The sequence below is a fragment of the Halomonas sp. GFAJ-1 genome, assembly GCA_002966495.1.
Classification (GTDB): domain Bacteria; phylum Pseudomonadota; class Gammaproteobacteria; order Pseudomonadales; family Halomonadaceae; genus Vreelandella.
In genome coordinates, this window is sequence record CP016490.1 from 294,434 (window position 1) to 321,277 (window position 26,844).

General features: G+C 55.6%; 24 protein-coding genes and 1 tRNA gene. 6 read left to right on the forward strand and 19 right to left on the reverse strand.

From position 1 onward, the window contains the following. Positions 1 to 57 precede the first annotated feature (57 nt). The 11 genes from BB497_01320 to BB497_01370 all read right to left on the reverse strand — a co-directional run bounded on the left by BB497_01320 (position 58) and on the right by BB497_01370 (position 11,067). Positions 58 to 675, reverse strand: coding sequence for a hypothetical protein (locus BB497_01320; GenBank protein AVI61441.1), 618 nt, complete (start codon positions 673 to 675; stop codon positions 58 to 60). A gap of 70 nt (positions 676 to 745) precedes the next feature. Beyond that, on the reverse strand, positions 746 to 2,542 hold the full coding sequence (locus BB497_01325) for a single-stranded DNA exonuclease (GenBank protein AVI61442.1): 1,797 nt from the start codon (positions 2,540 to 2,542) through the stop codon (positions 746 to 748). A 6-nt stretch (positions 2,543 to 2,548) separates the two neighbouring features. After that, complete coding sequence (locus BB497_01330; GenBank protein AVI61443.1) at positions 2,549 to 3,937, reverse strand: threonine synthase; 1,389 nt, start codon at positions 3,935 to 3,937, stop codon at positions 2,549 to 2,551. A 4-nt stretch (positions 3,938 to 3,941) separates the two neighbouring features. Then, entirely contained in the window at positions 3,942 to 5,258 is a 1,317-nt protein-coding gene (locus BB497_01335) for a homoserine dehydrogenase (protein ID AVI61444.1), read from the reverse strand. 86 nt (positions 5,259 to 5,344) lie between these two features. Beyond that, entirely contained in the window at positions 5,345 to 6,154 is an 810-nt protein-coding gene (locus BB497_01340) for a protein-disulfide isomerase (protein AVI61445.1), read from the reverse strand. After that, positions 6,129 to 7,010 (reverse strand): site-specific tyrosine recombinase XerD, encoded by an 882-nt coding sequence (locus BB497_01345; GenBank protein AVI61446.1) that lies wholly within the window; start codon positions 7,008 to 7,010, stop codon positions 6,129 to 6,131. Before BB497_01345 ends, BB497_01340 begins: the two co-directional genes overlap by 26 nt. Before the next feature lie 105 nt (positions 7,011 to 7,115). Further along, complete coding sequence (locus BB497_01350) at positions 7,116 to 7,472, reverse strand: 50S ribosomal protein L19 (protein ID AVI61447.1); 357 nt, start codon at positions 7,470 to 7,472, stop codon at positions 7,116 to 7,118. Positions 7,473 to 7,622: 150 nt separating this feature from the next. Further along, positions 7,623 to 8,399 carry a tRNA (guanosine(37)-N1)-methyltransferase TrmD gene (locus BB497_01355; GenBank protein AVI61448.1) on the reverse strand — a complete coding sequence of 259 codons (777 nt, stop codon included), beginning with the start codon at positions 8,397 to 8,399 and terminating at the stop codon, positions 7,623 to 7,625. Between the two features lie 110 nt (positions 8,400 to 8,509). Continuing rightward, complete coding sequence (locus BB497_01360; protein AVI61449.1) at positions 8,510 to 9,055, reverse strand: ribosome maturation factor RimM; 546 nt, start codon at positions 9,053 to 9,055, stop codon at positions 8,510 to 8,512. Positions 9,056 to 9,101: 46 nt separating this feature from the next. Continuing rightward, positions 9,102 to 9,350, reverse strand: a complete 249-nt coding sequence (locus BB497_01365) for a 30S ribosomal protein S16 (protein ID AVI61450.1) — start codon at positions 9,348 to 9,350, stop codon at positions 9,102 to 9,104. Positions 9,351 to 9,648: 298 nt separating this feature from the next. Beyond that, complete coding sequence (locus BB497_01370) at positions 9,649 to 11,067, reverse strand: signal recognition particle protein (GenBank protein ID AVI61451.1); 1,419 nt, start codon at positions 11,065 to 11,067, stop codon at positions 9,649 to 9,651. 206 nt (positions 11,068 to 11,273) lie between these two features. Here BB497_01370 and BB497_01375 point away from each other — a divergent pair, with 206 nt between their 5' ends. Together BB497_01375 and BB497_01380 are read left to right on the forward strand one after the other, a co-directional pair. Continuing rightward, positions 11,274 to 12,071 carry a cytochrome C biogenesis protein gene (locus BB497_01375; protein ID AVI61452.1) on the forward strand — a complete coding sequence of 266 codons (798 nt, stop codon included), beginning with the start codon at positions 11,274 to 11,276 and terminating at the stop codon, positions 12,069 to 12,071. 102 nt (positions 12,072 to 12,173) lie between these two features. After that, positions 12,174 to 13,448, forward strand: coding sequence for a magnesium/cobalt efflux protein (locus BB497_01380; protein ID AVI61453.1), 1,275 nt, complete (start codon positions 12,174 to 12,176; stop codon positions 13,446 to 13,448). A 27-nt stretch (positions 13,449 to 13,475) separates the two neighbouring features. Here BB497_01380 and BB497_01385 read toward each other — a convergent pair whose 3' ends face one another. Both BB497_01385 and BB497_01390 read right to left on the reverse strand, forming a co-directional pair. After that, positions 13,476 to 14,138 (reverse strand): glycerol acyltransferase, encoded by a 663-nt coding sequence (locus BB497_01385; GenBank protein ID AVI61454.1) that lies wholly within the window; start codon positions 14,136 to 14,138, stop codon positions 13,476 to 13,478. Further along, positions 14,135 to 14,749, reverse strand: coding sequence for a TetR family transcriptional regulator (locus BB497_01390; protein AVI61455.1), 615 nt, complete (start codon positions 14,747 to 14,749; stop codon positions 14,135 to 14,137). Before BB497_01390 ends, BB497_01385 begins: the two co-directional genes overlap by 4 nt. Before the next feature lie 183 nt (positions 14,750 to 14,932). On the opposite strand from BB497_01390, the gene BB497_01395 reads away from it, so the two are divergent. Then, on the forward strand, positions 14,933 to 15,619 hold the full coding sequence (locus BB497_01395) for a hypothetical protein (GenBank protein ID AVI61456.1): 687 nt from the start codon (positions 14,933 to 14,935) through the stop codon (positions 15,617 to 15,619). Then, positions 15,619 to 18,483, forward strand: a complete 2,865-nt coding sequence (locus tag BB497_01400; protein AVI61457.1) for a peptidase M16 — start codon at positions 15,619 to 15,621, stop codon at positions 18,481 to 18,483. Before BB497_01395 ends, BB497_01400 begins: the two co-directional genes overlap by 1 nt. Before the next feature lie 17 nt (positions 18,484 to 18,500). Here the strand turns inward: BB497_01400 and BB497_01405 are convergent, their stop codons facing one another. The 4 genes from BB497_01405 to BB497_01420 all read right to left on the reverse strand — a co-directional run bounded on the left by BB497_01405 (position 18,501) and on the right by BB497_01420 (position 22,127). Next, on the reverse strand, positions 18,501 to 19,994 hold the full coding sequence (locus BB497_01405) for an exodeoxyribonuclease I (protein AVI61458.1): 1,494 nt from the start codon (positions 19,992 to 19,994) through the stop codon (positions 18,501 to 18,503). Positions 19,995 to 20,147: 153 nt separating this feature from the next. Beyond that, the gene (locus BB497_01410; protein ID AVI61459.1) at positions 20,148 to 20,399 is read right to left on the reverse strand and encodes a cell division topological specificity factor MinE; all 252 of its coding nucleotides are present in this window, start codon (positions 20,397 to 20,399) and stop codon (positions 20,148 to 20,150) included. After that, positions 20,396 to 21,214 (reverse strand): septum site-determining protein MinD, encoded by an 819-nt coding sequence (locus BB497_01415; GenBank protein AVI61460.1) that lies wholly within the window; start codon positions 21,212 to 21,214, stop codon positions 20,396 to 20,398. Before BB497_01415 ends, BB497_01410 begins: the two co-directional genes overlap by 4 nt. Before the next feature lie 157 nt (positions 21,215 to 21,371). Further along, positions 21,372 to 22,127 carry a septum site-determining protein MinC gene (locus tag BB497_01420; protein AVI61461.1) on the reverse strand — a complete coding sequence of 252 codons (756 nt, stop codon included), beginning with the start codon at positions 22,125 to 22,127 and terminating at the stop codon, positions 21,372 to 21,374. A 183-nt stretch (positions 22,128 to 22,310) separates the two neighbouring features. On the opposite strand from BB497_01420, the gene BB497_01425 reads away from it, so the two are divergent. After that, positions 22,311 to 25,118: a hypothetical protein gene (locus BB497_01425; protein AVI61462.1), complete on the forward strand. Its 2,808-nt coding sequence runs from the start codon at positions 22,311 to 22,313 to the stop codon at positions 25,116 to 25,118. A gap of 129 nt (positions 25,119 to 25,247) precedes the next feature. Here BB497_01425 and BB497_01430 read toward each other — a convergent pair whose 3' ends face one another. Next, a complete protein-coding gene (locus BB497_01430; protein AVI61463.1) occupies positions 25,248 to 25,994 on the reverse strand; it encodes a beta-ketoacyl-ACP reductase in 747 nt (248 codons plus the stop codon). A 277-nt stretch (positions 25,995 to 26,271) separates the two neighbouring features. Here BB497_01430 and BB497_01435 point away from each other — a divergent pair. Beyond that, positions 26,272 to 26,348, forward strand: a tRNA-Met gene (locus BB497_01435). Positions 26,349 to 26,523: 175 nt separating this feature from the next. Here the strand turns inward: BB497_01435 and BB497_01440 are convergent. After that, complete coding sequence (locus BB497_01440; GenBank protein ID AVI61464.1) at positions 26,524 to 26,736, reverse strand: transcriptional regulator; 213 nt, start codon at positions 26,734 to 26,736, stop codon at positions 26,524 to 26,526. Positions 26,737 to 26,844 lie beyond the last annotated feature (108 nt).

Genomic DNA, 26,844 nt, shown 5'->3' on the forward strand with positions numbered 1-26,844 from the left:
TATTGATCAACTTGATAGGGATCGGCCTGATTGGCCTCATTATTTGGTGGTTCTGGCTTAACTAACCCCAATATAGCGCCCGGGCTTATGATTCAGGGCAATAATTAAATTCAACGTAAGCGCACCCAGCACCGAGTAGCCCACTCGGTCTAGCGGTAGCTGGGTCAGCGCCACCAGCAGAATCATCCCATCAATACCCAGCTGCACGTAGCCTGCCCGCAGGCCGTGCTTTTCCTGCAGGTAGAGCGCCAGAATATTAATCCCGCCCAGGCTGGTGCGGTGGCGAAACAGCATTAGCATGCCAATCCCCATCAGCGCCCCACCCATCAAAGCTGCGTAGAGTGAAGGCACGCTGGCAAACTGTACCCAGCCCTGGGTTAGCTCGGAAAATAGCGACACCAAGCCAATCGCTAGAAAGGTGCGCAGCGTAAAGCTCCACCCCATACGTTTCACCGCCAGATAGTAAAACGGCAGATTAATCGCGAAAAACCAGACCCCAAACCCCCATCCGGTTACATAGTTCAACAGAAGCGCCAAGCCTGCTGTACTGCCGGTGATGAGTACCGCCTGAGTGTAAAACGCCACCCCAAGGGCAACAAAAAACGTGCCGAGCAGCATCGCCATAATATCCTCATAGGGCTTATGAGGATCTTTAGGAAAGTCTTCCATACGCATTCACGCGTCCTTTTTGGGAATATTCGAGCGGCCGTTTAAATGGCCAAGGGCGCGAGGATAGCGGAGAGCACTAAATCGGGCTAGCGTGCTCCACCATCAACTGCAATGTTTCACGTCCCCGCCAACGATTGCGGTTGAGCTTATAGGCACAGTGCAGCGTATCCCCCACGCTAAACGAAGGCAGTTCACCTGGCGTTAGCGCTCGAAACCAGATCGCTTTGCTGGTTACCGCACCCATGGAAAGCTCAAGCATTAGGTGCGACCCTTCGGCCCCCACCGGGCGTAGCGCTTCAACAATAAAGCGCCCTTCAAACAGGGGCGGATCGAACTCTCGCCCGTAAGGCCCAAGGGCTTCGACCTCGTTAAGCGTTACCAGTGACAGTTGGTCTGTAGAAAGCTCACCGTCGGTCCACAGCCGTGGATAGAGCGGCGTATCGCCTAACTGCTCGCTCACCGCCTGTAAAAACGCAGCCTTAAAAGCAGCTAGCTGCTCCCTCGGCACACCCACGCCTGCCGCGCCACTGTGGCCACCAAAACGCGGCAGCGCCTCAGGAGCCAACTCAAAGGTGCGTTGCAGAGCATCCCGCAAGTGCAGGCCATCAATCGAACGACCAGAGCCGGTCAACATATTGGGCGCCGCCGCGCGGGTAAGCACCAGCGCGGGGCGGCCATAGGCCTGCACTAGCCGTGAAGCGACGATGCCCTGCACACCAGGATGTCCATCCTCCAGCAGCACCACCACCGCAGGCTCGTTAGCATCCAGAGCTGGCACAGCCAAGGTGCGCGCCTCTTCCGCCATATCCGCCTCAATCGCCTTGCGGGACTGGTTATCCTCGTCGAGCACGTCTAGCTGACGATTCGCCACGCTGTCCGTCTCCGCCAACATAAAGTGCAGCGCCGCGTAGGGGTCATCCAGCCGCGAGCGAGCGTTAATCCTCGGTCCCATTTGGAAGGCTAGGGTTTCAGCGTTAAAGGGGACGCTGTCGGCACCTAACCGGGTAGCCATGGCCCGCCAACAGGCGGCATCCATGCGATTGATCAGCGTTAAACCGTGGCTCACCACGGCGCGGTTAGCAGGACTGCCGCCCAGCGAAACACAGTCCGCTACGGTGCCCAGCGCGACGTAAGAGAGCCACGGCGACAGCTTCGGCGTCGCATCCGGCAGTGCTCCCCACTCAATTAATACGCCGCGAGCAAGCGACATTAGAAGCCACGCCACCATGCACCCGGCGATGGTTTTATCCGGGTAGTCGCAGTCAAGGCGGGTGGGGTTAACGCAGGCGTAGGCGGAAGGCGGTGGCCCCTCCAACGGCAACGCGTGGTGGTCGCTGACCACCACATCAATACCCGCCGCTTTTAAGCGGGCAATACGGGGCTCGTCCGAGCTGCCGCAGTCGGCGGTAATCACTACCGTGGGCCTAGGCGTTAAGCTAAGTGTCCGCTCAACCAGTGGCAGGCTGATGCCATAGCCATCGTGAATACGGTGGCCTATTAGGCTATGTAATTTGTATTCGGGTACGCCAAACAGCTCCACCAAGGTGCGCCGAATCACCACATGGGAGGTAATGCCGTCCACATCGTAGTCAGTGAGAATGCCGATAGTCTCCCCTTCGGCCACCGCCTGAGCGATACGCTCAGCGGCACGGCGGCCGTCGGTCAGCTTTTCCGGATGAGCCAAATAGCGCAGGCTGGGTGATACCAGCGGGGCAAGTTCGCCCGCGTAGCCTGGCAGCCGAGAGGCAAGAAGACGCGCTTGTAGCTCGCTTAAGCCTTCCGCTTGGGCACGCGCATAGACAGCCTCGTCCACTGGACGAGGCTCTAAGCGTGGTTGGCTCGCATTCTGGGTTTGGGTTGACTCGTCGGCCATGAGGCCTCAGCGCCGGTTGTCAGCGACAAACTGCTGAACCGCACCCAGCTCAGCTTGCAGCACGGTGTAGCGCTCTTCACGCTCCAGCAAGTCATTCATATGCGTGGGCAGTGGCACGCCCTGGAAGCCCGCTTTAACCACGGCTTCAGCAAATTTTGCCGGATGCGCGGTGGCTAACGTAATCACAGGCGTCGTGGTATCAGCCCGTGCGCGCTCGGCGGCGCGGTAGCCAGTGGCCGTATGAGGGTCAAGAATCTCCCCGGTACGGTGGTGGGCTTCGCGAATCACTTCCAGAATCGTGTCGTCATCGACGCTGTAGCTAGCGAATTTCTCGCGCAGCTTCGCCAGCGGCGCATCGGCAAGGGCGGTAGGCTCTTGCTGGAAGCGCTCTAGCAGCGCTGCTACCGCTAAGCCATCGCGGTCGTAGGCGTCAAACAGCAGCCGCTCAAAGTTCGACGAAACCACGATATCCATCGAAGGCGCCAACGTTGCGGCCAGCTCCTTCTTGGAGAAATCGTTCGCCGCCAGGGTGCGGTGTAAGATGTCGTTGGCGTTGGTAGCAATAATAAACTGCTTCACCGGCAGACCCATCTTGAACGCCATGTAGCCAGCAAAGACGTTGCCGAAATTGGCCGATGGCACGCAGAAGCTCACTTCACGCTGGGGAGCACCCAACGCAACGCCAGCGGCCACGTAGTAGACGATCTGCGCCATAATGCGCGCCCAGTTGATCGAATTTACCGCGACAAGACGCGTGCCATTCAGGAAGTCTTGGTTAGCAAAACTTGCTTTCACCATTGCCTGAGCGTCATCGAAGTTACCTTCAATGGCGATGTTAAACACGTTGTTCGCCAGCACCGAGGTCATCTGGCGGCGCTGCACTTCCGAGACGCGGTTGTGCGGGTGAAGAATAAAAATATCCAGGTTATCGCAGTGGCGACACCCTTCAATGGCCGCTGATCCGGTGTCCCCGGACGTCGCACCCATAATCACCGCACGCTCGTTGCGCTTTTTCAGGAAGTGATCCAGCAGACGCCCAAGTAGCTGCAGCGCAACATCTTTGAACGCCAGCGTCGGGCCGTGGAACTGCTCTAGCAAAAAGTGGTTAGCATCCAACTGCTTTAACGGCACCACGGCGTCGTGGTTGAACGTCGCGTAAGCTTCGGTCACCAAGCGGCGGAAAGTATCGTCGTCAATTTCGCCATTTACAAACGGCTTCATGACCCGAAACGCAATCTCTGCATAAGAGAGACCGGCCATACTGGCCAGCTCTTCTTTAGAGAACTGGGGCAGCGTTTCCGGCACATAAAGGCCGCCGTCGCTGGCCATGCCGGTTAATACCACCTCTTCAAAGGAGAGCGCGGGCGCTTGGCCCCGCGTGCTGATATAACGCATGGGGTTACTCTCCTTCGTCCAGGCTTTCAACGCGAATGCGGGTGACCGGGCCAGCAATGTCCGCCATGGATTCAATCTCGCGGATTGCTTCGTTCATCTGCTTCTCTTTGGTGCGGTGGGTCAGCAGGATAATCGGCACCAGCTCACCTTCGGTGGCCTCTTTCTGGATCAGCGCTTCAATAGAGATGCCCTGCTCAGCAAGAATTGTTGCCACACGCGCCAGCACACCGGGGCGATCTACCGCCAGCAGACGTAGATAGTACGCCGTGATGATATCTTCCATCGGCATAATGGGCAGCTGACTAACATCTTCATCAATGCCGCTAAACGCCAGGTAAGGCACCCGATAGTGATGGTCCGTGGTGATATCACGAGCAACGTCGAGCAGGTCAGCGACCACGGCAGACGCGGTCGGCTCTGCGCCAGCGCCGGCGCCATAGTAAAGCGTTGGGCCAACCGCATCGCCCATGACCGCAATGGCATTTTTAACACCGTGCACATTGGCCAGCAGACGCTCTTTAGGAATCAGCGTCGGGTGAACCCGCAGCTCAAGCCCTTGATCGGTGCGCTTGGAAATACCCAAATGCTTAATCACGTAGCCCAGGTTATCGGCCTGCTCAACGTCCTCGGCGGTAATCCGCGAAATGCCTTCGGTGAAGGCTTTTTCAAACTGCAGCGGTACGCCGTAGGCAATCGAGGCCAGAATCGTTAGCTTGTGCGCCGCATCGATACCCTCCACATCAAAGGTGGGGTCGGATTCGGCGTAACCCAGCGCCTGCGCTTCGGCCAGCACGTCTTCAAAGGCACGGCCTTCATCGCGCATGTGGGTAAGAATGTAGTTACCGGTGCCGTTGATAATGCCCGCCACCCACTCAATGCGGTTAGCGCCGAGGCCTTCACGCAGGGATTTGATGACCGGAATACCGCCCGCCACAGCGGCTTCAAACGCGACAATCACGCCTTTTTCATGGGCGGCGCGGAAAATTTCGTTGCCATGAACGGCGATCAGCGCTTTGTTAGCAGTGACTACGTGCTTACCGTTGGCAATAGCCGTTAGCACCAGCTCACGCGCGATGTCGTAGCCGCCAATCAACTCTACCAATACGTCCACGTTAGGGTTGTTGGCCACCTCGAATACGTCCGAGGTGGCATTAATGCCGGTAATATCGCAGTCGGGATGAACGCTGCGGTGGGCAACCTGCTCAATGACAATCGGGCGGCCCGCACGGCGGCTAATATCGTCCGCATTACGCGTTAATACGTTAAACGTACCGCCGCCGACTGTACCTAACCCACAAATGCCTACTCTTACCGGTTTCAAAATACTTCCCCTTTCGTGATGGGCACCCGCAAGTGCCGCTATGTCGATCAGTGTCTCAGCGTTATCGTTCGTCACTCTATGTGACGTTATTCATCTTCCAAGCCTAACATGGCAACCAGCCGTTCGGGGGGCACAAACCCAGGAACCAGCTGCCCATCGGGCAAGACAATCGCTGGCGTGCCCTGCACCCCTAGCGCTACCCCTAGATCATACTGGCCGCTCACCGGATTATCGCAACGTGCCGAGCTTGAAGGCGTCTGGCCCTGCTTTACCTGATTCATCGCTTCACTTGGATTTTCCGAGCACCACACTTGCTCTAGCGATGTTGCTGCCGCGCTACCCATGCCTGCACGGGGGAACGCCATATAGTGGACGGCAATGCCTTCTTCATTAAGCTCTGGAATGGTCTCATGTAGCCGCACACAATAGGGGCAAGAGGGGTCGGTAAACACCACGACCGTTGCTTTTGGCGACCCCATGCCCTGAAAGATCACTCGCTCGCTGTCCGGCACGGCAGCAAGTGCGGCGGCGCGCTCCTGATTACGCGACTGCTCGGTTAAATTGACCAAACCATTATCCCCATTTTGGTAGAGGTCCCCTACCAAAAAGTGGCTACCATCCGCATTGGAGTAGAACGACTCACCACTCTCAAGACGCACATGGTAAATCCCGTCCATTGGCGTCGCATTGACCTGCTTCACCGGCATCGACTGACCGTTAACGCTTAGGTTTTCGGCTAACCGCTCGGCCGTTACATCAGCGCTGGCAAGCGCCGGCAACAAACTACCCGCTACCGCGACCCAAGGAGCAAGCAGTGTTAAAGCAGCGGCTTTACCTAACAAGAGCGTCTTACGTTGGCGCATTATCTCTTCAACCTCGTGGGTGGTGTTCGGCATGCAGGTGCTCCAGGCGCGCCTGGGCAACGTGCGTGTAAATTTGCGTTGTGGATAAGTCACTATGACCTAGCAGCAGCTGTACGACCCGCAAATTGGCCCCATGATTCAACAAATGTGTCGCAAACGCATGACGCAGCGTATGAGGTGACAGCGACCTTGAAATCCCCGCGGTGATGGCGTGGGCTTTAATACGGTGCCAAAACGTTTGCCGGGTCATGGCCTTGTCCGCCCGACCAGGAAATAGCGCTGGGCGCGTGGGGTCATGCATGAGCATAGGCCTTGTCGTTTCCATATAGCGGGCCAACCACTCAGCAGCCTCTTCGCCCATAGGCACTAGGCGATCCTTATCGCCTTTACCCCGCACGCGTACAACTCCTTGGCGTAAATTGACCGCATCGCCGGTCAATCCTACAAGCTCTGACACGCGCAGCCCACAGGCGTACAGCAGTTCAAGCATGGTGCGGTCGCGGACACCCAGCGGCGTGGTGATATCCGGCGCCAGCAGCAGTCGCTCAACCTCGTCCTCTTCCAAAGTGTTGGGCAGGCTTGGCCGTACCGGCGGCAACGTGACATCAGCCAGTGGGTCGCTAGCGATATGCCCATACAACCGCGCCCAGCGATAAAAACTACGCAGTGAGGAGAGCAGCCGTGCGTTGCTGCGCAGCTGGTAACCCTGCTCGCGACGACGCTCAAGCCATTCTGCAAAGCGTTGTGGCGAAGGGGTTAACAGCGTCTCCTGTTCATTTTCAAGTTGTTGCTGCCAAGCAGTCAAATCGTGCCGATAGGCCGCTAGCGTATGATCGCTTGCCCCTTGCTCAAGCCAAAGGGCATCTAGAAAAGCATCAATCACGCTCATAGGCTAACAGTCTCTAGGGAGTGGCTCAGCAAACAAAAACCCCGCCCCGCAGAGCGGAGACGGGGTCTTGTATCCGGGCGCCAAGCGCCCGTGAAAAAGTGGCGATTAAGCCAGCTTTTCCTTGATACGCGCCGACTTGCCGCTGCGCTCGCGCAGGTAGTACAGCTTAGCTTGACGAACGTCACCACGACGCTTGACTTCAATAGAGTCAACCAGCGGGCTGTAGGTCTGGAAAGTACGCTCAACGCCAACACCGTGAGAAATTTTACGTACGGTGAACGCGGAGTTCAGGCCACGGTTACGCTTACCAATGACCACACCTTCAAACGCCTGCAGACGCTCGCGGGTGCCTTCCTTAACTTTTACCTGAACGACGATGGTGTCGCCCGGAGCAAATACCGGAATCTCTTTGGTCATTTGCTCGGATTCGATCGCCTGGATCACCTTGTTCTTGCTGCTCATCTTGATACTCCTAAATAACGTAATGGCTTGCCACGCAGTTGTGGAAGGGGCAAACCGTGATCCCGGCGCTCGAAGCGAGCTTCGCGGGAGTCGTTATGGGTGACGCAGGTACGCACGCTGGCTGCTGTCGTCCTGCACCGCCGCTTTGGTCTACGTGCGGCTTTCCGACGTAGAGGGCAAAGCGTGTTCCTCGATAAACTCGTCTAGCAGCGCCTGCTGCTCGGCGTTAAGAGTGCGCCCTGCCAGTAAATCAGGACGACGCTGCCAGGTACGTCCCAACGACTGCTTTGCACGCCACCGCTTGATAGCTGCATGGTTACCACTCAGCAGCACCTCAGGCACTTGGCGCCCGTCGATGACATCAGGACGGGTATAGTGCGGGCAGTCTAACAAGCCGTCATTAAACGAGTCTTCGATAGCGGAATCCTGGTGGCCCAACACACCGGGCACCAGCCTTGCCGCTGCATCAATTAGCACCATGGCAGGCAGTTCACCACCGCTCAGCACATAATCGCCAATTGACCACTCTTCATCGATGTCACTCTCCACCACGCGCTCGTCAATGCCTTCGTAGCGGCCCGCAACGACCACTAAAGGGCCTGCTGAAGCGAGCAACTGCACGCCCTGCTGATCCAACTTGCGCCCTTGGGGCGAAAGGTAAATCACGGTTGGCGTTTGACCGGTCGCCTGTTCTGCTCGCTGGCGAGCATCGAAGATAGCAGCACGCAGAGTGTCTACCTTCATCAGCATTCCGGGGCCGCCGCCATAAGGGCGGTCGTCCACGCTGCGGTGGCGGTCAGTGGCATAATCGCGTGGATTCCAAAACTCCAGGGCAATACGCTGCTTCTCTACTGCTCGACCTACCACGCCTTGTTGGGTAATAGCATCGAACATTTCGGGAAACAACGACACCACGCCGATCCACATTGCAGGCACTCGCTCTGCCTCTTTTTCACTGTTTGATGCAAGGGCTGATGAATCAGTTGCCGTAAGCTCATTCGAAGTCGGTTTATTCAACGCAGTTTTCAAACCTATTTTCAGAACTCGGGATCCCAGTTAACAACCATACGGCCATTTTCCGGGCTGATTTCAACAATCACATCATCGGGCAAAAAAGGTAACAGACGCTCGCGCTTGTCGATCGCGTCGTTATCACCACGCACCACCATGACATCGTTGGCGCCGGTTTCAAACAGGTAGCTGACCTGCCCTAACCGTTCGCCTGACTGAGTAAAAACCGTTAGGCCTTCAAGCTCATGCCAGTAATATTCGTCGTCGGGAAGCGTAGGTAGCGCTTCTTTCGGCATTAGAACATCCGTTTGCGCCAGCGCTTCCGCCGCCGTTCGGTCATCAATGCCCTTAAGCTGAACCACTAAGCCTTTGCCCTGCCGACGCCCCTGAACAATGGTCATCTTCGTCAAGGTTTCACCCTGGCGCACCCACCATTCGGGGTATTGCAAAATGCTGTCCATGGGGCTGGTATAGGAGTACACCTTTAGCCAACCTTTAATCCCGTGAGGGCTGGTCAGCTTACCAAGCACCACATGTGCGTCGTCAGTATGGCTTGTTTCTAAACGCGTCATCGACGACAGCTCCAACGGCAACAGCACCGAACACGTAACAACAGGCTTAGGCCTGCTTACGCGCTTCTTTAACCAGCTCAGCAACACGACCAGATAGCTGGGCGCCTTGGCTCTGCCAGTGAGTAACGCGGTCTAAATCGACGCGCAGACGCTCTTCCTGACCACGGGCAACCGGGTTGAAGAAACCGATACGCTCGATGAAACGGCCGTCACGGGCGTTGCGAGAGTCGGTAACAGTCAGGTGATAAAAGGGACGCTTTTTGGCGCCACCACGTGCCAAACGAATGGTAACCATACGATAACTATCCTTCGGTTGAGGTTACGAGAGTGTGAAATAGCGCACATCGCTATCAGAACACTCATCATGCTGATTTCAGGGTACTGTCATCACTTACAGCAATAAGTTAGTGATTACTGAGTACTTTAAGCACTTCGATGCAAGGTGCCGCGGCTACAATTACGCATAGCTATGCCAACACCCACGCATGAAGAGGCCGCATTCTACGCAAATGCGCCCGGCTTGGAAAGCCTGACAGCCAGAAAACTCTCAGGCCGTCAACCTTACCAAGCCTTCATTGACAACGCTCAGCGGCTTAGCGCCAAGGTAACCCGCCTGGGCCACCCATGCCGCCCATACCACCAGGGCCACCGGGACCGCCGGGGCCACCACCGCCCATCATGCCGGACATACCCCGCATCATTTTCTGCATGCCGCCCTTCTTGCCCGCCTTCTTCATCATTTTCTGCATTTGCTTGTGCTGCTTCAGCAGACGGTTTAAATCAGGCACTTGAAGACCGGCACCCGCTGCAATACGCCGTTTGCGAGAGCCGTTGATGATATCGGGCGCACGACGCTCTTTCGGCGTCATGGAATTAATCAATGCCTCAAGCTTACCCAGCTCTTTTTCCGGGCCTGGCCCCTGGGCCATCTCGGCCATTTGCCCCATTCCGGGCAACTTGCCTAGCAGGCCACCCATACCGCCCATCTTCTTGAGCTGCTGGAGCTGGTCGCGGAAGTCCTCAAGGTCAAAGCCGTCGCCTTTTTTAACCTTCTTGGCAAGCTTTGCGGCTTTATCCTTATCTACTGTACGTTCAGCTTCTTCAATAAGCGACAGCATGTCGCCCATGCCCAGAATCCGCGAGGCCACGCGATCCGGGTGGAAAGGCTCAAGGGCGTCGACCTTCTCGCCAACACCCATAAATTTAATCGGCTTGCCAGTAACATGACGCACCGAGAGCGCGGCACCGCCACGGGCGTCACCGTCGGCCTTAGTGAGGATTACCCCGGTCAGCGGCAGCGCTTCGTTAAACGCTTTGGCGGTATTCACCGCATCCTGGCCGGTCATCGCATCGACGACGAACAGCGTTTCCTGAGGTGAGATCTCTTTATGCAGTGCCTGGATCTCGGCCATCATGGCTTCATCAATGGCTAGCCGCCCGGCCGTATCCACCAGCACCACATCGTGGAACTGAATTTTGGCGTGCTTAATGGCCGCCGTGGCAATATCAACGGGCTTTTGATCAGAGCGCGAGGGGAAGAAATCAACCTCGACCTCTTTGGCTAGCGTTTCTAGCTGATCGATCGCCGCCGGACGATACACGTCAGCAGAGACCACCAGCACTTTTTTCTTCTCGCGCTCGCGCAGGTAGCGGGCCAACTTGGCAACAGAGGTGGTTTTACCTGCGCCCTGCAAACCAGCCATCAGCACAACCGCTGGCGAGCCTTTTAGCGTGAGGCCTTCGTTGGCCTCGCCCATAATCGCTTCCAGCTCTTGCTGGACGATTTTGACAAACTGCTGCCCAGGCGAAAGGCTCTTAGAAACTTCTTGTCCCACCGCACGCTCGCGCACGCGCTCGATAAACGCCTTCACCACCGGCAGTGCAACGTCCGCCTCTAGAAGCGCTTTACGCACTTCGCGCAAGGTATCTTTAATATTATCGTCGGTCAGCCGTGCCTGGCCTTTAATCGACTTCAGCGTCTGGGAAAGACGCTCGCTCAGATTCTGAAACATGGGGCCTCTGCCTCCGTCGCTGTCGCCGGGCGGATTCACCGGACGAATGTGGGTAACGATTATACGCGCTCAGGCCGCGAGTCTCCATGGTGATAGCGTTGGCTATCCATGGCTGTGCGGCGCCGCTGTGATTAGTTATAGTAGGCAGTAGTTATTGAGTTGATCGATTTTCACAGCAACGCGCTGCAAGGCGCACGGATAGCATCATGCAGGCGCTCCCTTTCGCCACGATAGCTTTTGTTGTTTATGTTGCCGCTGCTATTTGGCAGGGCATGACTCTTTTTCGCCGGGTGCCCCCTCGGCAGGGCATGGTGCGCTTACTGGGCGCACTGGGGCTCTTACTGCACATCCCGGTCGTGGTGAAGCTGGTGGGTGCGGCGCCAGGGCTTCTGCCTGGCTTTACCACGAGCGCCACGCTGCTAATGGCCGTGGCGGTTAACGTGGTACTGGTCGCCAGCCTATTTAAGCCGGTGCTAAACGCCGGCATTGTACTCTTCCCCCTGGCGGGTATTGCGCTAATTGTGGCCACTTGGCTCCCCAGCCAAGGCAGCCAGAGCGGCCTAACGCCCGGCATCTTGCTACATGCGGTGAGCTCTGCACTGGCCTTTGCAATACTCGCAATTGCCGCGGTTCAGGCGGTGCTTGTCGGCTTGCAAAATCAAGCACTGCGCCATCACCATATTCGCGGCATCGTACAGTCATTACCACCGCTTACCACCATGGAGCGGGTGCTGTTTGAGCTGGTCTGGGCAGGCATTTTGCTACTCACGCTCTCGATCGCCAGCGGGCTAATTTTCCTCGATAACTTTTTTGCCCAGCACTTAGCGCATAAAACGGTTCTTTCGCTGGGTGCTTGGATTATTTTCACTACGCTGCTGGTGGGGCGCTATCGTTTTGGCTGGCGTGGCATGCGTGCCGTACGTTGGACATTAGGCGGTTGCGGCCTACTGATACTGGCTTATTTTGGCAGTAAATTTGTATTGGAAATTTTACTTAACCGTTAAGCCTGATAGCTTAACGATGCGTTCTTCTAGTGACATGCGCATGGCACGCTACCGCCTTACTTCTACACAACGAGCCTGATACGCCACAAAGGAACTTTCGACTTGAGCGACGACTTCCCTCTGGGGTTACTGTTCGGCCTGCTAGCTATCTTGATACTGCTGTCTGCCTTCTTCTCCAGTTCTGAAACAGGCATGATGTCGATAAACCGCTACCGCCTGAGCCATCAGGCCAACAGTGGCGACCGTCGCGCAAAGCGGGTTTTACGACTGCTCTCGCGTCCAGACCGATTAATTGGCGTTATCCTGATTGGCAATAACTTTGTTAATAATTTAGCCGCCTCTATCGCGACTATTATTGCCATCCACTTTTTTGGCGATGTATCAGGCCCCGCCATCTCTACCGCACTACTCACAATCACGATTCTTATCTTTGCTGAAGTGACGCCAAAAACCTACGCCGCCATAAAACCCGAGCGCATTGCCTATCCGGCATCGGTCGCACTAAAGCCGTTGCTCAAACTGCTTTATCCGCTTGTCTGGCTGGTGAACGTAATTTCCAATGGCCTACTACGCCTGGTGGGGGTTAAAAGCGTTGAGAACGGCGGCGACAGCCTAACCCGCGACGAGCTGCGCACGGTGGTTCACGAGGCTGGCACGCTAATCCCATACCGCCACCGGGCTATGCTGCTATCGATACTCGATCTTGAGAACGTCACCGTTAACGATATTTTGGTACCACGCCACGAAGTGCTGGGTATCGACCTAGACGACTCGCTTGAAGATATTCTGACCCAGATCCGTACCAGCCAGCATACCCGCTTGCCAGTCTACAAAGGTGATATCAACAACATCATTGGCATGCTGCATTTGCGTAATGCCGCACGTTTTTTATCGCGTAGCGAAGTTACTAAAGCAGCCATCGTGCAAGAGGCCCGCGAACCGTACTTCATTCCCGAGTCGACGCCACTACACACTCAGCTGCTTAACTTCCAAAAACAGAAGCGCCGTATTGGCATCGTGGTCGATGAGTACGGCGATGTGGAAGGATTGGTGACACTAGAGGATATTCTTGAAGAGATCGTTGGCGAGTTCACCACCGACGTATCAGAAGATGAAGAGATTCATCAGCAGGATGATGGCAGCCATGTTATCGAAGGCACCGCTAACATCCGCGACATCAACAAGATGCTTGGCTGGCAGCTACCTACCGACGGCCCTAAAACGCTAAATGGTTTAATTTTAGAGCATTTAGAGGCGTTTCCAGAGGGGCCTGCTAGCCTACAAATTGGCAATACGCGTATGGAAATTCTTGAAATTCGCGACAACCTGATTACGTCGGCACGCTGCTGGCAAAAACAGCGCCTACCACGCCGCTAGCACTCAGCTTTCACATGCCCACCTACACTAACGGTGGGCAATTTCATTATCGCCAGCCGCTTTAAGTGCCCGTACCCGAGCCTCCAAAAAGCGCCGTAGGGCAATTTCTTCTGCCTCTTGGGCCATGACCGGGGGGCCAAAGTGGAGGCTGACCGGCGCACGGAAGCGGGCAGGCCACTTTTTAAGCGCTTTGCCGCCATAATGCGATGTCCAAGATCCCCATAGCCCTGCAATACCAGCAGGAATAACAGGCACATTATCCCGGGCCAAAATGGTTTCAAGCCCACGACGAAACGTGTGAATATCACCATCAGGGGTAAGGCGCCCCTCTGGGAAGACCATCACAATTTCACCTTGGCGTAGCGCGCTACTGACATCATCCAGCGCACGACGCAGCGCCCCAGGACTATGCCGCTCAGACTCGATAGGAATCGCGCCTACCAGCTGGAACCACCACTTAAGCCAGCGGGAGTCGAAAATAGGCTGATCCATCACAAACCGCAGCGGCCTAGGGCTAGCACCGCCTAATACCAGCGCATCCATAAAGCTAACGTGATTACAAACCACCAGCGCGGCGCCCTTTTTGGGCAAGTGGTGACGACCGTGAATGCTAAGCCGATAGCAAAGGCGCATGGCTATATAGATAGCGCTACGCAGGATATAGCGGACACATTTAACCAGCCATGTCACGTCGCCGCCTCCCGATGGCGTAAGCCTGCTAGCACAGTACTCATTAACTGATCCAGCAACTCATCTACTTTGAGCTGCTGCCCCTGCCAGTAGCCTAACCGCTCGTTTAAGCCCAGCTGCACCAACCCATGAACACTGCCCCAAAGGGTACGCCCCAGGCGACGTGCTTCCAGATCATCCAGCGCGGGTTGATACTGCTTTAACGACGTTTCAACCTGGGTAAAAAGCGCTTCGATTAAGTCGCTTTGACGCTGATCCAACTCGCCTTCTTGAGCCAGGGGATAGTCAAACAGCAGTTGCCAGCGGTAGCAGTCTTGCTCCGCAAAGTGCCAATAGGCAAGCGCCAGTGAGCGCAGCCAAGGCTCAGGGTCATCTGCTGGCAGGCTAGTAATGGTATGCTGCAACCGTGCAAGCGTTTCGACATTGACGTGCTGCAGTAAGTTGTTAAAGCTGCCATACAGTTTTAGCAGCGTACTGGGCGCGCAGCCCACGTCTCGGGCCAAGGCACGCAGTGACAAACCATGGACTGGCTGGTTAGCCAACCACTCATCACAAGCGTACATGACCTGCGCATGGAGGGCATCGGGCGCATGCTGTCTAGGACGGGCCATGGCGATCTCTTAAGGTCAACGGCAAACAGGAAGAATGCCTCATCGCGCTTTAGCGTGAGCAAGGGGTGATATAGGATACCTTATATCGAACACTGTTTTCGACACTAAAACGCTACAATTACCGTATTCTTCTCGCACCCGCCTCCCCACACTTTTCTGGCCATTTCACATAAGGAGACAGGCATGACGGGACGCCTACACGTGCAACGCCTATCTCTTTCAAACCTAGTGCCATCCCTTGGCAACGCAGAAGCGCTGATTGAGTCGCCTAACTTGTCGCCACGCCAACCTGTGTCGGCACTTCGTCTTGAGCAGGGCAGGTATCAATTACAACCGCTGTTTTGGGGACTGACCCCCCCTTGGCTGAAGGTACTTGATCACGCCCCCCACTGCGCACGCGCCGAAACACTGACGTCACGCGCCATGTTTAACGACGCCTTTAGCGCTCGGCGCTGTGTGATACCCGTCAGCGGTTTTTACGTTTGGAAAACGCAGCCGCGAAGCAAGCAGCCCTACTTGGTCACTCACGTGGCTCGCACCCCCCTGTTACTTGGCGCGCTTTGGTGCCGCTATCACACCACGCTAACCACGTTTACCGACTCTACGGCGTTGATCAGCGTGCCAGCTAACGCCTGCTTGTCCTCACTTACTGATCGATTACCGGTGGTCATTGCTCCGGAAGCGTTAACAAGCTGGCTAGACCCAGCAACACCACTAGCCGACCTTAAAGCACAATTAGTGCCCGCGCCCTTGGAACTGTTAGGCGCTTTTCCGGTATCAAAACATGTCAATAACCCTGCCTATCAGTCATCGTCCTGCGCCCATCCTACTGGGCCGATGCTGCGCTGGGCTGTGTCACAGGAGCTTTAATGTTGCGACCTTATAAAATGTTCGCCCCACCTTTTGCCCAGCAGGCCGCCATTGGCATCGCCGCCAGTATCGCGTGGTGGACACCGAGCGCTTTTGCCGAAGAGACGCCAATCGCTGACGTCACTACACCGACCGTTAGCCCATTTGATAGCCGTGACTACCGGGTACTCACCCTGGAAAACGGTCTTCAAGCCTTGCTGGTTAGCGATCCTGACACCGATAAAGCGGCTGCCTCTATGAACGTACGCGTAGGCAGTGCTCAGGACCCCGACGATTTACAAGGCCTGGCTCATTTTCTAGAGCACATGCTATTTCTGGGCACCGAGACCTACCCCGAATCAGACGCCTACCAGCGCTATATTTCGGATAACGCCGGCGCCCACAATGCGTTTACTGCCCAACAGGACACTAACTACTTTTTCGACATAGAGCCCTCTGCACTGCCGGGCGCGCTAGATCGTTTTAGCGAGTTCTTTCTATCGCCGCTATTCAATGCCGACAAGTTAGAGAGCGAACGAAATATTGTTCACTCGGAGTACATGGCGCGCATCCGTGATGAGTCGCGCCGTGAAAACGATGTCCTGAACCAGCTACTAAACCCTGACAACCCCACCACTGGCTTTGCCGTTGGTAGCCGCGACACCCTAGCGAACCCGCCCGAAGGCGAGGCAACGTTGCGGGAGCGGGTCATCGACTTTTACCATCGCCATTATGACGCCAATGTAATGAACTTGGCCGTCGTGGCACCTCAGTCGCTGGACACCCTTGAAGAGTGGGTTGTTGAGCGGTTTGCAGACATCCCAGATAACGGGCTTAGCGTGCCGACCATTGATGTCCCGCTGGTGGATGCCGACACCCTACCCCGCTATATTGAGCGTCAGTCGCTGCAGGATCGCCGTCAATTGCGCTTTTACTTCCCGGTCCCCGACCCCACCGAGGAGTACCGCACTAAACCGACCCAACTAATCTCCCACCTACTGGGCGATGAAGGTGAAGGCAGCCTCCTTGCGGTGCTGCGAGAAGCTGGCTTGGCTGATGCACTTTCAGCAGGGGTTGGCCGAGGCGATGGCAACGAAGCATTATTTACCATTTCCATCAGCCTGACGCCCTCCGGCGCTGAGCGGCTGGATGATATTGAAGCCACCCTTTTTGCTGCTATTGAACAGATCCGCGAAGAGGGAATAGATAGCTGGCGTTACGACGAACAAAAAAGCCTTAGCGAACAAGCCTTTCGTTTCCAGCAACACGGTGCGCCACAGCAGGAAGCCATGCGTTTAGCAATGAGCCTCTCTCGCTACCCAGTGGAAGACGTACAGTACGCACCCTACCGTATGGACGGCATGGATAGTGAGCGTCAACAGGTCTATCTAGACGCGCTTACCCCTGACAACATGCTGCGCTTCTACTCAGCGCCAGACGTTGAGAGCGAGACGGTTTCTCCCTGGTTTAACACCCAGTGGCGGGAAGCGCTTCCCAACCGGCAAGGCCAAGCATTGAGCGGTTTAGCGCTACCAGAACCCAACCCCTTTATTGCCAACGACTTAACGCTGCTGTCGGGGCAAGATGAGCGGCCCAGCGTATTGGTAGATACCTCAACATTTACCGCGTGGCATATGCAGGACGCCCGCTTTAACACCCCAAGCGTTGAGTGGCGGGTCAGCCTGCAGCATCCTAGCGCCAGCTACTCTGCAGAAGAGGCCGTGCTTAACCGCCTACTGGCAAGCTGGCTGAATGACAGCTTAAACGAATCGCTTTACCCTGCTTGGCTTGCCGGGCAAGCGTTTAGCGCCTACCCCCATGCTCGGGGCATTACGCTGTCGTTTTCTGGCTGGCGTGATGGCCAAACGCCACTCATTGAGCAAGCGATTGAGCAGCTGAAAACCGCCCATATCTCGCCCAGCGAGTTTGAGCGCGTGCGCTACCAGCTTCAGCGCGAATGGCGCAATGCGCCTCAAGCATCGCTATACGGGCAAGCCAGCCGCACCCTAGGGGAAGCGCTCCTTACCCCGCAGTGGTCAAGCGTTGAGCTACTTAACGCTAGCCAACGCATGGAGCGCCAGCACTTAGAAGACTTTCGTCAACGTTTCTTGAAAGACCTGTACGTAGATGCAATGGCGATTGGCAATCTTGACGCAACCCTGGCAAGCGAACAGGCAAGCGTGATACGCGATGCACTTACGCCTCGCTTAACCCGCGACGACATTCGCGAACTAACGCCGTTAGCCGTGAGTGATGAGGCAAGCGTCCTGCATCCCCACAGCAACCGGGAAGAGTCGCTGGTAATGCGTTACTTCCAAGGACGCAACCAAACCGTTGAAGAACAAGCCATGATTAGCGTTTTGGCGCAGTGGCTGGACACACCGTTCTATCAGCAGCTGCGTACCGAGGAGCAGCTGGGCTATATCGTCAATGCGGGCTATTTGCCGCTACTTGAAGCACCCGGCCTAGCCCTTGTCGTGCAGTCGCCTGATGTCGACAGCGCGACCATAGCCGAACGCATGGATGCCTTTATGGACATGGCGGGTGAGCGGCTGGCACTGCTCACCGATGAAGCGCTGGCCCCCCACCGCCAGGCGGTTCATGACCGGCTGCGCCAGCGGGACACCAGCTTACAAGGGATGGCCAATCGTTTCTGGCAGGCAACCGCACTGGAAGAGGTGCGCTTCGACCGCCGCGAGCAGCTAGCAGCCCTCGCTTTAGAGGTGAGCGCCGAGGAGCTTCAAGCGCTATGGCCCTCTTTGCTATCGCAGCAGTTGGATGTTCGCTTTAACCCAGGCGATGAACCAAGTGACATTAACGCCTATCGCGAAGCGCTTAGCCCTTTAGCTAAAACAGCCGACGTCCCCACCACCACGACTGATTAAGCAATGACCCTGCCAGCTCAGGCATCAAATGCCTGGGCTGGCATCATTGCTTCAACGTACATCACCAGCTCTTCTAATACCTGGCGCTCGCGATCTGTCAGCGACTGCTGGTTGTAACGCTCAATTTCCCGGGCAAAGGCTTTCAGCGTAAAGCCCGCAATAACCGGGTCGTTGATGCGCGTCCAACGAAAAGCCTCCCACTGCTCCCGCTCTTCGCCCTCTAAGGTTTCCGGGTAGCTGCGCGCACGGTAGCGAAACAGCATCTCTTCCAAGCGCGGATCTTGGAAGGCAAAGCGCTGCCCCACTAAGTCCCAAGGCTCCATAGCCCTAACACGCTCCATCTGCTGGCGGTCGGCAGCAGAGAAGAAGCTGCCTGAATAGAGCATTAGGTCGGGGTCGTGCGGCGTGTCCTCATAAGCCGAATTAAACACCTCAGCCACTTTATGCGCCACGCCGCTGGCGTCGCGAAGGGTTTTCCAGTGACGGCGACAAGCATCTACATCCAGCCCTAACCGCTCGACAATGACGCCATACTCACCTTTATGCGGGCCTTCCACATCTTTTAATGCCGTTGCGGGAAATACCACCGGGCAGCGGTTGATATGAATGACCTTCAGCGGAATGCGCGTTTCACCCTCAGAGAGATCCTGCTTACTAACAAACACCCGCTCACGAATCTGCTCAGCACTCATTGAAAGCAACTCACTCGGGTCAACGCTCAAGTCGTAAACAATCACGCCATTAGGGTTGGTGGGGTGCTCGGCCAGCGGCATTACCAACGCACTGCAGCCACGGCTGGCGGGGTAGCGACGAGAAATATGTAACAGAGGTTTGGCGCTGGGCAAGTCAAGCTGGTTAGCCACAGCACGCTTGCCCCTAAGCCCAAGTAAATAATCAAACAGCTTGGGGTTACGCGCTTTTAACAATCGCGCCAAGGCAATGGTCGCACGCACATCGGCCACCGCATCATGGGCACCTTCATGGGCAATGCCATTAGCAGCGGTTAAGTGCTCTAGTTTAAAGCTGGGCGCGCCATCATCCCTTAGTGGCCACTCGATGCCTGCAGGACGCAACGCATAAAAGGCGCGTACCACATCGATCAAATCCCAACGGGAGTTGCCGTTTTGCCATTCGCGTGCGTAAGGGTCAAGCAGGTTACGATAAAACAGGTGGCGGGAGACTTCATCATCAAAGCGCAGGCTGTTATAGCCCACCACGCAGGTGCCCGGCTCACTCATGTGGCCTTGAACCTGTGTGGCAAACTCAGCCTCAGGAAGGCCTTTACGCTGAGCTTTTTGAGGCGTAATACCGGTAATCAGGCAGGCAGCCGGATGTGGCAGATAGTCATCGGCAGGCTTACAGTAGAGCTCAATCGGCTCGCTGATTTCATTCAGCTCAGCATCGGTGCGCAGCGCGGCAAACTGGGCAGGCCGATCACGACGAGGGTCGGCCCCAAATGTCTCATAATCATGCCAAAGAAAGCTGACAGGGGCAGCATTGGGTGGCGCCATGACGAAGCACTCCGCTGAGCAATGAAAAACCCAAGCCTAGCACAACCGCAGCCCATCGCGCCGCTCCGCCGCACTGCGCACTTATGCGCCAAAACCTTTCCTCTGCCAACCTCTTATACAATTAACGCGACACCTTCTTGCCACTATCCAAACCTAGCTTTTTGGCAGCGTCACGTTCAGCTCAAGCACTGAGCAGTTGTCTTCGCTATCCAGCGAAATTTGAATGGCATTATCGTCCACGTGGACATAACGACGGATCACTTCTAGCAGCTCGCGCTCAAGCATCGGCATGTAGTCAGGTTGACCACGCTGGCTACGCTGATGCGCCACGATGATTTGTAAACGTTCTTTGGCCACCGAGGCGGACTTCTTGCGCTCACGCTTCAAGAACTCCAACAGTTTCATCGACGACTACCCCCAAACATGCGGCTAAGTAGACCTTTGCGTTGCAACTCATGGAAACGCAGCGGTATCTCTTCACCAAGCAAACGCGAGACGGTGTCTGTATACGCTTGACCGGCGTCGCTTAATGCATCGTGGGTCACCGGCACACCTTGGTTGGAAGCGCGCAGCACTGCCTCCGACTCAGGAATCAAGCCAAGCAAATCAATAGCAAGAATTTCGCGAATATCTTCCAGGGTAAGCATGTCCCCAGAGGTCACCCGCGATGGGTTGTAGCGCGTAATAAGCAGATGCTCTTTAACCGGGTCCAGGCTCTGTTCAGCACGCTGAGTTTTAGAGCCTAACAGACCTAAAATACGGTCTGAGTCACGCACCGACGATACTTCAGGGTTGGTCACTACAATCGCTTCATCCGCGAAGTACATCGCTAGCTGGGCACCGCGCTCAATACCGGCGGGCGAATCGCACAGAATGAAATCAAAGTCCTGTTTCAACTGCTCTAGTATCCGCTCAACACCCTCTTGAGTGAGGGCATCTTTATCACGGGTTTGTGAAGCAGGCAGAATAAATAGGTTTTCTACCCGCTTATCGCGAATCAGCGCCTGATTAAGGCCTGCCTCGCCCTGAATAACGTTTACCAGGTCGTAAACCACCCGGCGCTCGCAACCCATTATTAAATCGAGATTACGCAGCCCAACGTCAAAATCAATCACCACCGTTTTTTTGCCACGCAACGCAAGCCCGGTCGAGATAGCGGCTGCACTGGTAGTTTTACCGACCCCCCCTTTACCTGAGGTCACTACAATAATTTTGGCCAAGAGTCACTTCCTTCTTGAAGTCGTATATCGCGGACGCATTTCAAATATTGTCCTGCACATAACGAGCACGTCAATGTCATCAACAGGACACACTGTAACGGATAGCGCGTGTGCCGTCGCTAGGCATGAAGCACCAACGTACGCTCATGCAGATGACTTAACCCAGCGGTTTAATCTCAAGCTGCTCTTTTATAAAATGTACTTCTACCCCATGGCCAAGCAATTGGGAGTCAATATCTTCTAGCCGCTTATAATTACCGGCAACGGACAGCAGCTCGGCTTCAAGTTCGCGGCAGTAAATGCCTGCATGGGTATTACCATGAATACCTGCTAATGCACGGCCACGCAGCGCTCCGTACACATGAATACTGCCCGCCGCGAGCACTTCAGCGCCCGCATTGACCGCCCCAATCACCACCAGGTCACCCTCAGCCGCGCTCACCTGCTGGCCCGAGCGCACCGTGCCACGGTAAAGGCGTGTCGCCACCGTAGCACCGTCCGGTATTTCCTGTTCTGCAGCAGCCGTTTCGGCCGCCACGTCAGGCTCTATCATCCGGCTAACGCTTTCTAATATTCTCGCACGGCCTTCTTCTACCGGCGCAAACCAACCAAGGCCAAGCGCCCAGGCGGACTGGCGCACAGGCTCGGCACCACCACGCACCGCAACAGGCAAGAGCTTGTGGTCACGACATACCGCGCATATACGCTCTAGCGCCAAATGCGGTTCATCGAGTTTTTCCACGCTCAGCACAACCGGTGTATGCTGAAAGAACGCGGGGGATTGCGACAATTTGCCAGCAAGCTGACGCCGTATACGTTCCGGGTCAGCACTGCTTAGCTCCATGACGGTCATCGGCAGCATACCGCCCTTGAAGGTGAAGGCTATGTCTGCGCTATCGGCGTTGAGGCTCATGGCCGAACTCCAAGTCATGTTCAGGTAAGATTAAGGTAGCCCAATCTCGCGCTTTGCGTTGTAAAGATCCATCATGAACCACAGCGCATATAGCAAAGCTAAGCGACAGCGCCGGTGACTGCAACCGCATAGGCACCGACGACTGATTTTTTTCACGCTACGCACCTCTCATCAGGATGATCCATGCACGGACTGTTAAGACGCCTGTTCGCTCCTCGGTGGAAGCACCCCAATTCCGAGGTGCGTCTTAAGGCACTCGACCAGCTAGACCCACAACAACCAACGCAGCGCGATGCATTACATGCCTTAGCGCAAGATAGTGATAGCGAGATACAGCTCGCCGCCCTGTTAGCCCTTGATGATATTCAAGGCTTGGTGAGCGGCTACGCCAAGCATCCCCAGGATGAGGCATGGTTTAACGCTGCCTGCCAACGCTTAACCGGCGCTGAAGGGCACGCTGACTTACATCAACGTCAAGCCCTGGTAACAGAGCTGTCAGAGCCTCGGCTGCTCAACGCAATTGCCCTGAAAGGTGACAATCTCGATCTACGCCTCACGGCCCTTGCACAGCTGAGTGACGAGCAAGATTTAACGCACCAAGCGTGCCATAACGGCGTAGCGGCTGTACGTCATCAGGCAGCCCAGCGCATTGAAAACGAAGACAACCTCAAGCGACTACTCAAAGAAGCGCGGCGGGACCGCCAGGTAATGCGCTTGGCGCGGGAAAAACTCACCCAGTCCCGTAATAATGCTGAGTGGCTTGCCGAGCAGCAAAACCAACGAGAGCAGCTGCTTCAGCAGCTAGAAAAGCATGCCCAAGCGCCTTGGGAGCCGCTGTATGGCGGGCGTTTCAGGCACTTGGAGCGAGAGTGGCAACACTTGGAGCACCCACCTAGCATCGAGCAGGAGCAGCGCTTTCATCAAGCCCTGCTCGGCTGTCGTAAAACGCTGCATGACCATGAGACGCAAGAGCAGGCACGCCAGCAAAGCCTTGCGCGCCGGGCCGAGGCCGAAAATACGCGCGACCAACTGCTAGAAGGTCTAGAAGAGACCCTCGAAGGCTTACACCAATCCAGCGAAGTCACCGCGCAGGATATAGACAGCCTGCGTGCCCAACGCCAACTGCTTAGCCAGCGCTGGCAGTCGCTCTCAGACCTACACCCGCCTAGCGACCCTATTCAAAAGCGCTATACCCAGGCGCTTGCCCGCTATGAACAGCTCATGGACGCATGGCAGCGCTGGCAAGAGAACGCCAGCGCGCTTGAAAGCGCTGTCTCACTCCACGACCACCCCAGCATTACGGCGATTGTTAACCAATGCGCCTGGCCAAAGGAGCTTGCACCACCAGCCCTGCTAAAGCGCGCGCAAGCATCGCTAGTGGCGGAAGCCTCCGCGGAACAGCACCGCGCGCCCTCGCTTAGCGCCCTTAACGCTGAGCTTGATAACCTTGAACACCTACTTGAGCGAGGCGCGTTTAAAAGCGCCAGCCGTTTGCATCAACGCCTAAAACCATCCTTAGAAGCGCTGACCACAGACGACGCCAAACCGCACAGAGCGCGCCTAAAGCAGCTTGGCGCTCGGTTAGCCGAGCTTCGCGACTGGCGAGGCTTTGTAGCAGGCCCCAAGCGTGAACAGCTCTGCGCCAGCATTGAAGCCCTTGCAGACGACCAGCACATGGCCGAAGAGGCCCTGGACCGTCACCACCGCCAGCTTGTGAAAGAGTGGAAGTCACTCGGCGACGCCGCTGCAAACCGTGAACAGTCTGCACGCTTTCGCGCTGCCTCTGACCGCATTCACGAACGCCTGACGCCATGGCGCGAGCAGCTTACCCACCTACGAGAAACCAACCTGCGTAGCCGTGAAGCACTCTGCGAACAGCTGGAAACCCTGCTAGACCAACCCGCCCAAGACGCTGACCCCGATGTACTACGGGAAATTAGGGACAAGGCCCGCCATCAATGGCGCGATTACAGCCCTGTCCCCCGGGAACAGTCCGAAGCCGTAGGCCAACGCTTTGCTAAAATCCGGCATCGCTTACAGCGTCTTATTGACCAGCGCGCCGAGCACATTGGCCTGCAGAAGCACGCCCTAATTGAGCAAGTGCAGGCACTGCAAAACGATAGCGAACAACCGCTGGCGAAACGCATTATTCAAACCAAGCAGCTTCAGCAGCAGTGGCGTCAACTGGGCCGCGCCCCTAAAGGCGAAGAACAGGCACTCTGGAAAACGTTCCGCCACGCCTGCGACCAGCTATTTGCCCAGCGCGATGCTCATAAGAACGAACAAGCGGCACGCCAGCAACAGCAGCTGGATGATATGCAAACGCTGATTGATCAAATGGACAGCTGGCAACCCGCCCATGCCGACGAAGCCGACACCCTGGAGGATTATCTCAAACGCGCCAGCCAGCTTGAGCCACTGCCCCGCAATCGCCGTACTGATGGTATGCAGCGGCGTTTAAGCGGTATTGTGCGCGCCAGGCGTGAGCGTTTAGGTCGCCTTGCCGTAGCGGCTACTGTGCAGCAGTGGCAAGCCCTGCTCCCGCTGGTGAAAGCACACCTAACCGCCGACCAGCAGGCGCTAGCAGGTGAAACCGCAGAGGATGTAGATGCCCCTTCGCTGCTCAGCACTGAGCTGCCCGCCATCTTTGCTGGCGCCCATCAACAGCGCAATCAATCACGGCGAGCCACCTCTGCACCGCCCTCTCAAGCGCAATTAGCCGCGCTGGAAGATGACCTTGCCCGCTTGCGCGTACATCTTTCGCTTTTAGCGCTAGGTAGCGTTAAACAGCGCGATGAACCGCTCCGGCTAGCCATCCAGGTAGAGCGCTTAAACGAAGGGCTACATACTGAGCGTAGCCGCGCAGAGGAAATTATCGAGGTGTTGGCAACACTGCTTGCGCTAGGCCCAATACCGCTAACGCTTTGGGAAAAAGAAGTGGAAGAGTTTGATAGCCTGTTAAGCCGTTTAGCGCACGTACCCCACCCTTAATGCGCTGGCAGCCTGCAACGCAGCGACGATAACGACAACGGGAGGCAAGCGCCTCCCGTTGTCAGTCCCCTTAGCTTTTCTGAACGTTACCCTTCAAGTAACCGCTACTTCTAACGATAGCGTTACTCCTTAGCCCATGAATTGACCACCGTTGATATCAATGTTGGCGCCGGTAATAAAACCAGACTCTTTATCCGCCAGGAAAGTCACCAAACGGCCAATTTCTTCTGGCGTGCCATAGCGCTTCACTGGGATTGTTTCGCGAATGGCTTCGCGGACTTTTTCTGGAATACTCATAATCATGTCGGTAGCAATGTAGCCAGGCGAAACGGTATTTACCGTAATGCCTTTTGTCGCCGTTTCTTGAGCAAGCGACATGGTAAGCCCATGCATACCCGCCTTGGCTGCCGCATAATTCACCTGACCAAATTGGCCCTTGCGACCATTAATCGACGAAATATTGATGATGCGTCCGTAACCATGCTCCAGCATCATTTCAATAACGCTGCGGCAGGTGTTAAACACACTGTTAAGATTCGTATCGATGACCTGATGCCACTGATCAAACGACATCTTTTTCATCGTGCCATCACGGGTAATGCCTGCACAGTTAACCAGCACGCTAATAGGCCCATGTTTATCATGGATCTCGCGAGCCGCTTCTAGGCAAGCATCGTGGTCGGAAAGATCAACACCGGATAACACGATGTTGTTATAACCATCGGCTTGCTGGGTTTCCAGCCAGGTTTTAGCCTTATCAGGGTTGCGATACCCCGACACGACCAAATAACCAGCATCCGCTAATGATCGGCAAATTGCCGTTCCGATTCCACCAGTTCCACCAGTTACCCAGGCGACGGGGGCTTGATTGGCCATTGACTACCTCCCTGATATGACAAATGGCTTGGACTGTAAGCTATGTTGCAGCGCCGCAAGCCATTCTAAATAAGCGCAGAAGCACTTCTATCACTCATAGTACGTCGCTGTTTTTCTTGTGCGACCTACCAACAGTAAGCTTTTTATTATGCTTAATGAAAGCATAGCTCTACTCGCTTAATGTTGCAGCACGATGAAAGTCTCAACCTGCCTTTCTAGCGTTTTATGCAGAGGGTTGACTTACGATGAAAAATGCGTAGAATACGCAACACGTTGATGCGGGGTGGAGCAGTCTGGTAGCTCGTCGGGCTCATAACCCGAAGGTCATCGGTTCAAATCCGGTCCCCGCTACCAATATTTTGAAAGGCAGATCAGTTACTTACTGATCTGCCTTTTTTGTGTTTGTTTGTTGGCTAACTTCCTGTGACACATCTGTGAAGTATATGTGACACATTGGCTTTTTTCTCTTCCTCAGAAATTTTTTCCTACGACCTTCAGGCAACAAGCTGCCTCATCTCTTTGCGCTCTTTTATCTCTCCCTGTCGTCATCAAATTCGAGCAAATCCCCTACCCCACAGTTGAACAACTTGCATAGCTTATCCAGCGCGTCTAACTCAATGCGCTGAGCTGTTTCTTTATAAAGCAGCGTGATGGTATTGCGGTTCAAACCCGTTTCACGCGCCACATCCACGATCTTCATTTTGCGCTCACCCATCAGGCGCGCAAGATGACAACGAACCATCAAAAACCTCCTTAAAACATTTTTTGTCATCCAGAATGGCAAAAAACACTTGCAAATGGCTTTTTGCCGTCTAAAATGTCACTCAGGATGACATTCTGATATTTGGAA

What these genes read in the sequence shown, in the direction of transcription:
- BB497_01370 (AVI61451.1), bottom strand. Translation starts at nt 11,067, where the DNA reads ATGTTTCAGAATCTGAGCGAGCGTCTTTCCCAGACGCTGAAGTCGATT.
- BB497_01325 (AVI61442.1), bottom strand. Translation starts at nt 2,542, where the DNA reads ATGGCCGACGAGTCAACCCAAACCCAGAATGCGAGCCAACCACGCTTA.
- BB497_01330 (AVI61443.1), bottom strand. Translation starts at nt 3,937, where the DNA reads ATGCGTTATATCAGCACGCGGGGCCAAGCGCCCGCGCTCTCCTTTGAA.
- BB497_01410 (AVI61459.1), bottom strand. Translation starts at nt 20,399, where the DNA reads ATGAAACTGTTGGAGTTCTTGAAGCGTGAGCGCAAGAAGTCCGCCTCG.
- BB497_01355 (AVI61448.1), bottom strand. Translation starts at nt 8,399, where the DNA reads ATGTGGATCGGCGTGGTGTCGTTGTTTCCCGAAATGTTCGATGCTATT.
- BB497_01350 (AVI61447.1), bottom strand. Translation starts at nt 7,472, where the DNA reads ATGAGCAGCAAGAACAAGGTGATCCAGGCGATCGAATCCGAGCAAATG.
- BB497_01400 (AVI61457.1), top strand. Translation starts at nt 15,619, where the DNA reads ATGTTGCGACCTTATAAAATGTTCGCCCCACCTTTTGCCCAGCAGGCC.
- BB497_01420 (AVI61461.1), bottom strand. Translation starts at nt 22,127, where the DNA reads ATGAGCCTCAACGCCGATAGCGCAGACATAGCCTTCACCTTCAAGGGC.
- BB497_01360 (AVI61449.1), bottom strand. Translation starts at nt 9,055, where the DNA reads ATGACGCGTTTAGAAACAAGCCATACTGACGACGCACATGTGGTGCTT.
- BB497_01405 (AVI61458.1), bottom strand. Translation starts at nt 19,994, where the DNA reads ATGGCGCCACCCAATGCTGCCCCTGTCAGCTTTCTTTGGCATGATTAT.
- BB497_01395 (AVI61456.1), top strand. Translation starts at nt 14,933, where the DNA reads ATGACGGGACGCCTACACGTGCAACGCCTATCTCTTTCAAACCTAGTG.
- BB497_01430 (AVI61463.1), bottom strand. Translation starts at nt 25,994, where the DNA reads ATGGCCAATCAAGCCCCCGTCGCCTGGGTAACTGGTGGAACTGGTGGA.
- BB497_01375 (AVI61452.1), top strand. Translation starts at nt 11,274, where the DNA reads ATGCAGGCGCTCCCTTTCGCCACGATAGCTTTTGTTGTTTATGTTGCC.
- BB497_01390 (AVI61455.1), bottom strand. Translation starts at nt 14,749, where the DNA reads ATGGCCCGTCCTAGACAGCATGCGCCCGATGCCCTCCATGCGCAGGTC.
- BB497_01425 (AVI61462.1), top strand. Translation starts at nt 22,311, where the DNA reads ATGCACGGACTGTTAAGACGCCTGTTCGCTCCTCGGTGGAAGCACCCC.
- BB497_01340 (AVI61445.1), bottom strand. Translation starts at nt 6,154, where the DNA reads ATGCCGAACACCACCCACGAGGTTGAAGAGATAATGCGCCAACGTAAG.
- BB497_01345 (AVI61446.1), bottom strand. Translation starts at nt 7,010, where the DNA reads ATGAGCGTGATTGATGCTTTTCTAGATGCCCTTTGGCTTGAGCAAGGG.
- BB497_01320 (AVI61441.1), bottom strand. Translation starts at nt 675, where the DNA reads ATGCGTATGGAAGACTTTCCTAAAGATCCTCATAAGCCCTATGAGGAT.
- BB497_01440 (AVI61464.1), bottom strand. Translation starts at nt 26,736, where the DNA reads ATGGTTCGTTGTCATCTTGCGCGCCTGATGGGTGAGCGCAAAATGAAG.
- BB497_01365 (AVI61450.1), bottom strand. Translation starts at nt 9,350, where the DNA reads ATGGTTACCATTCGTTTGGCACGTGGTGGCGCCAAAAAGCGTCCCTTT.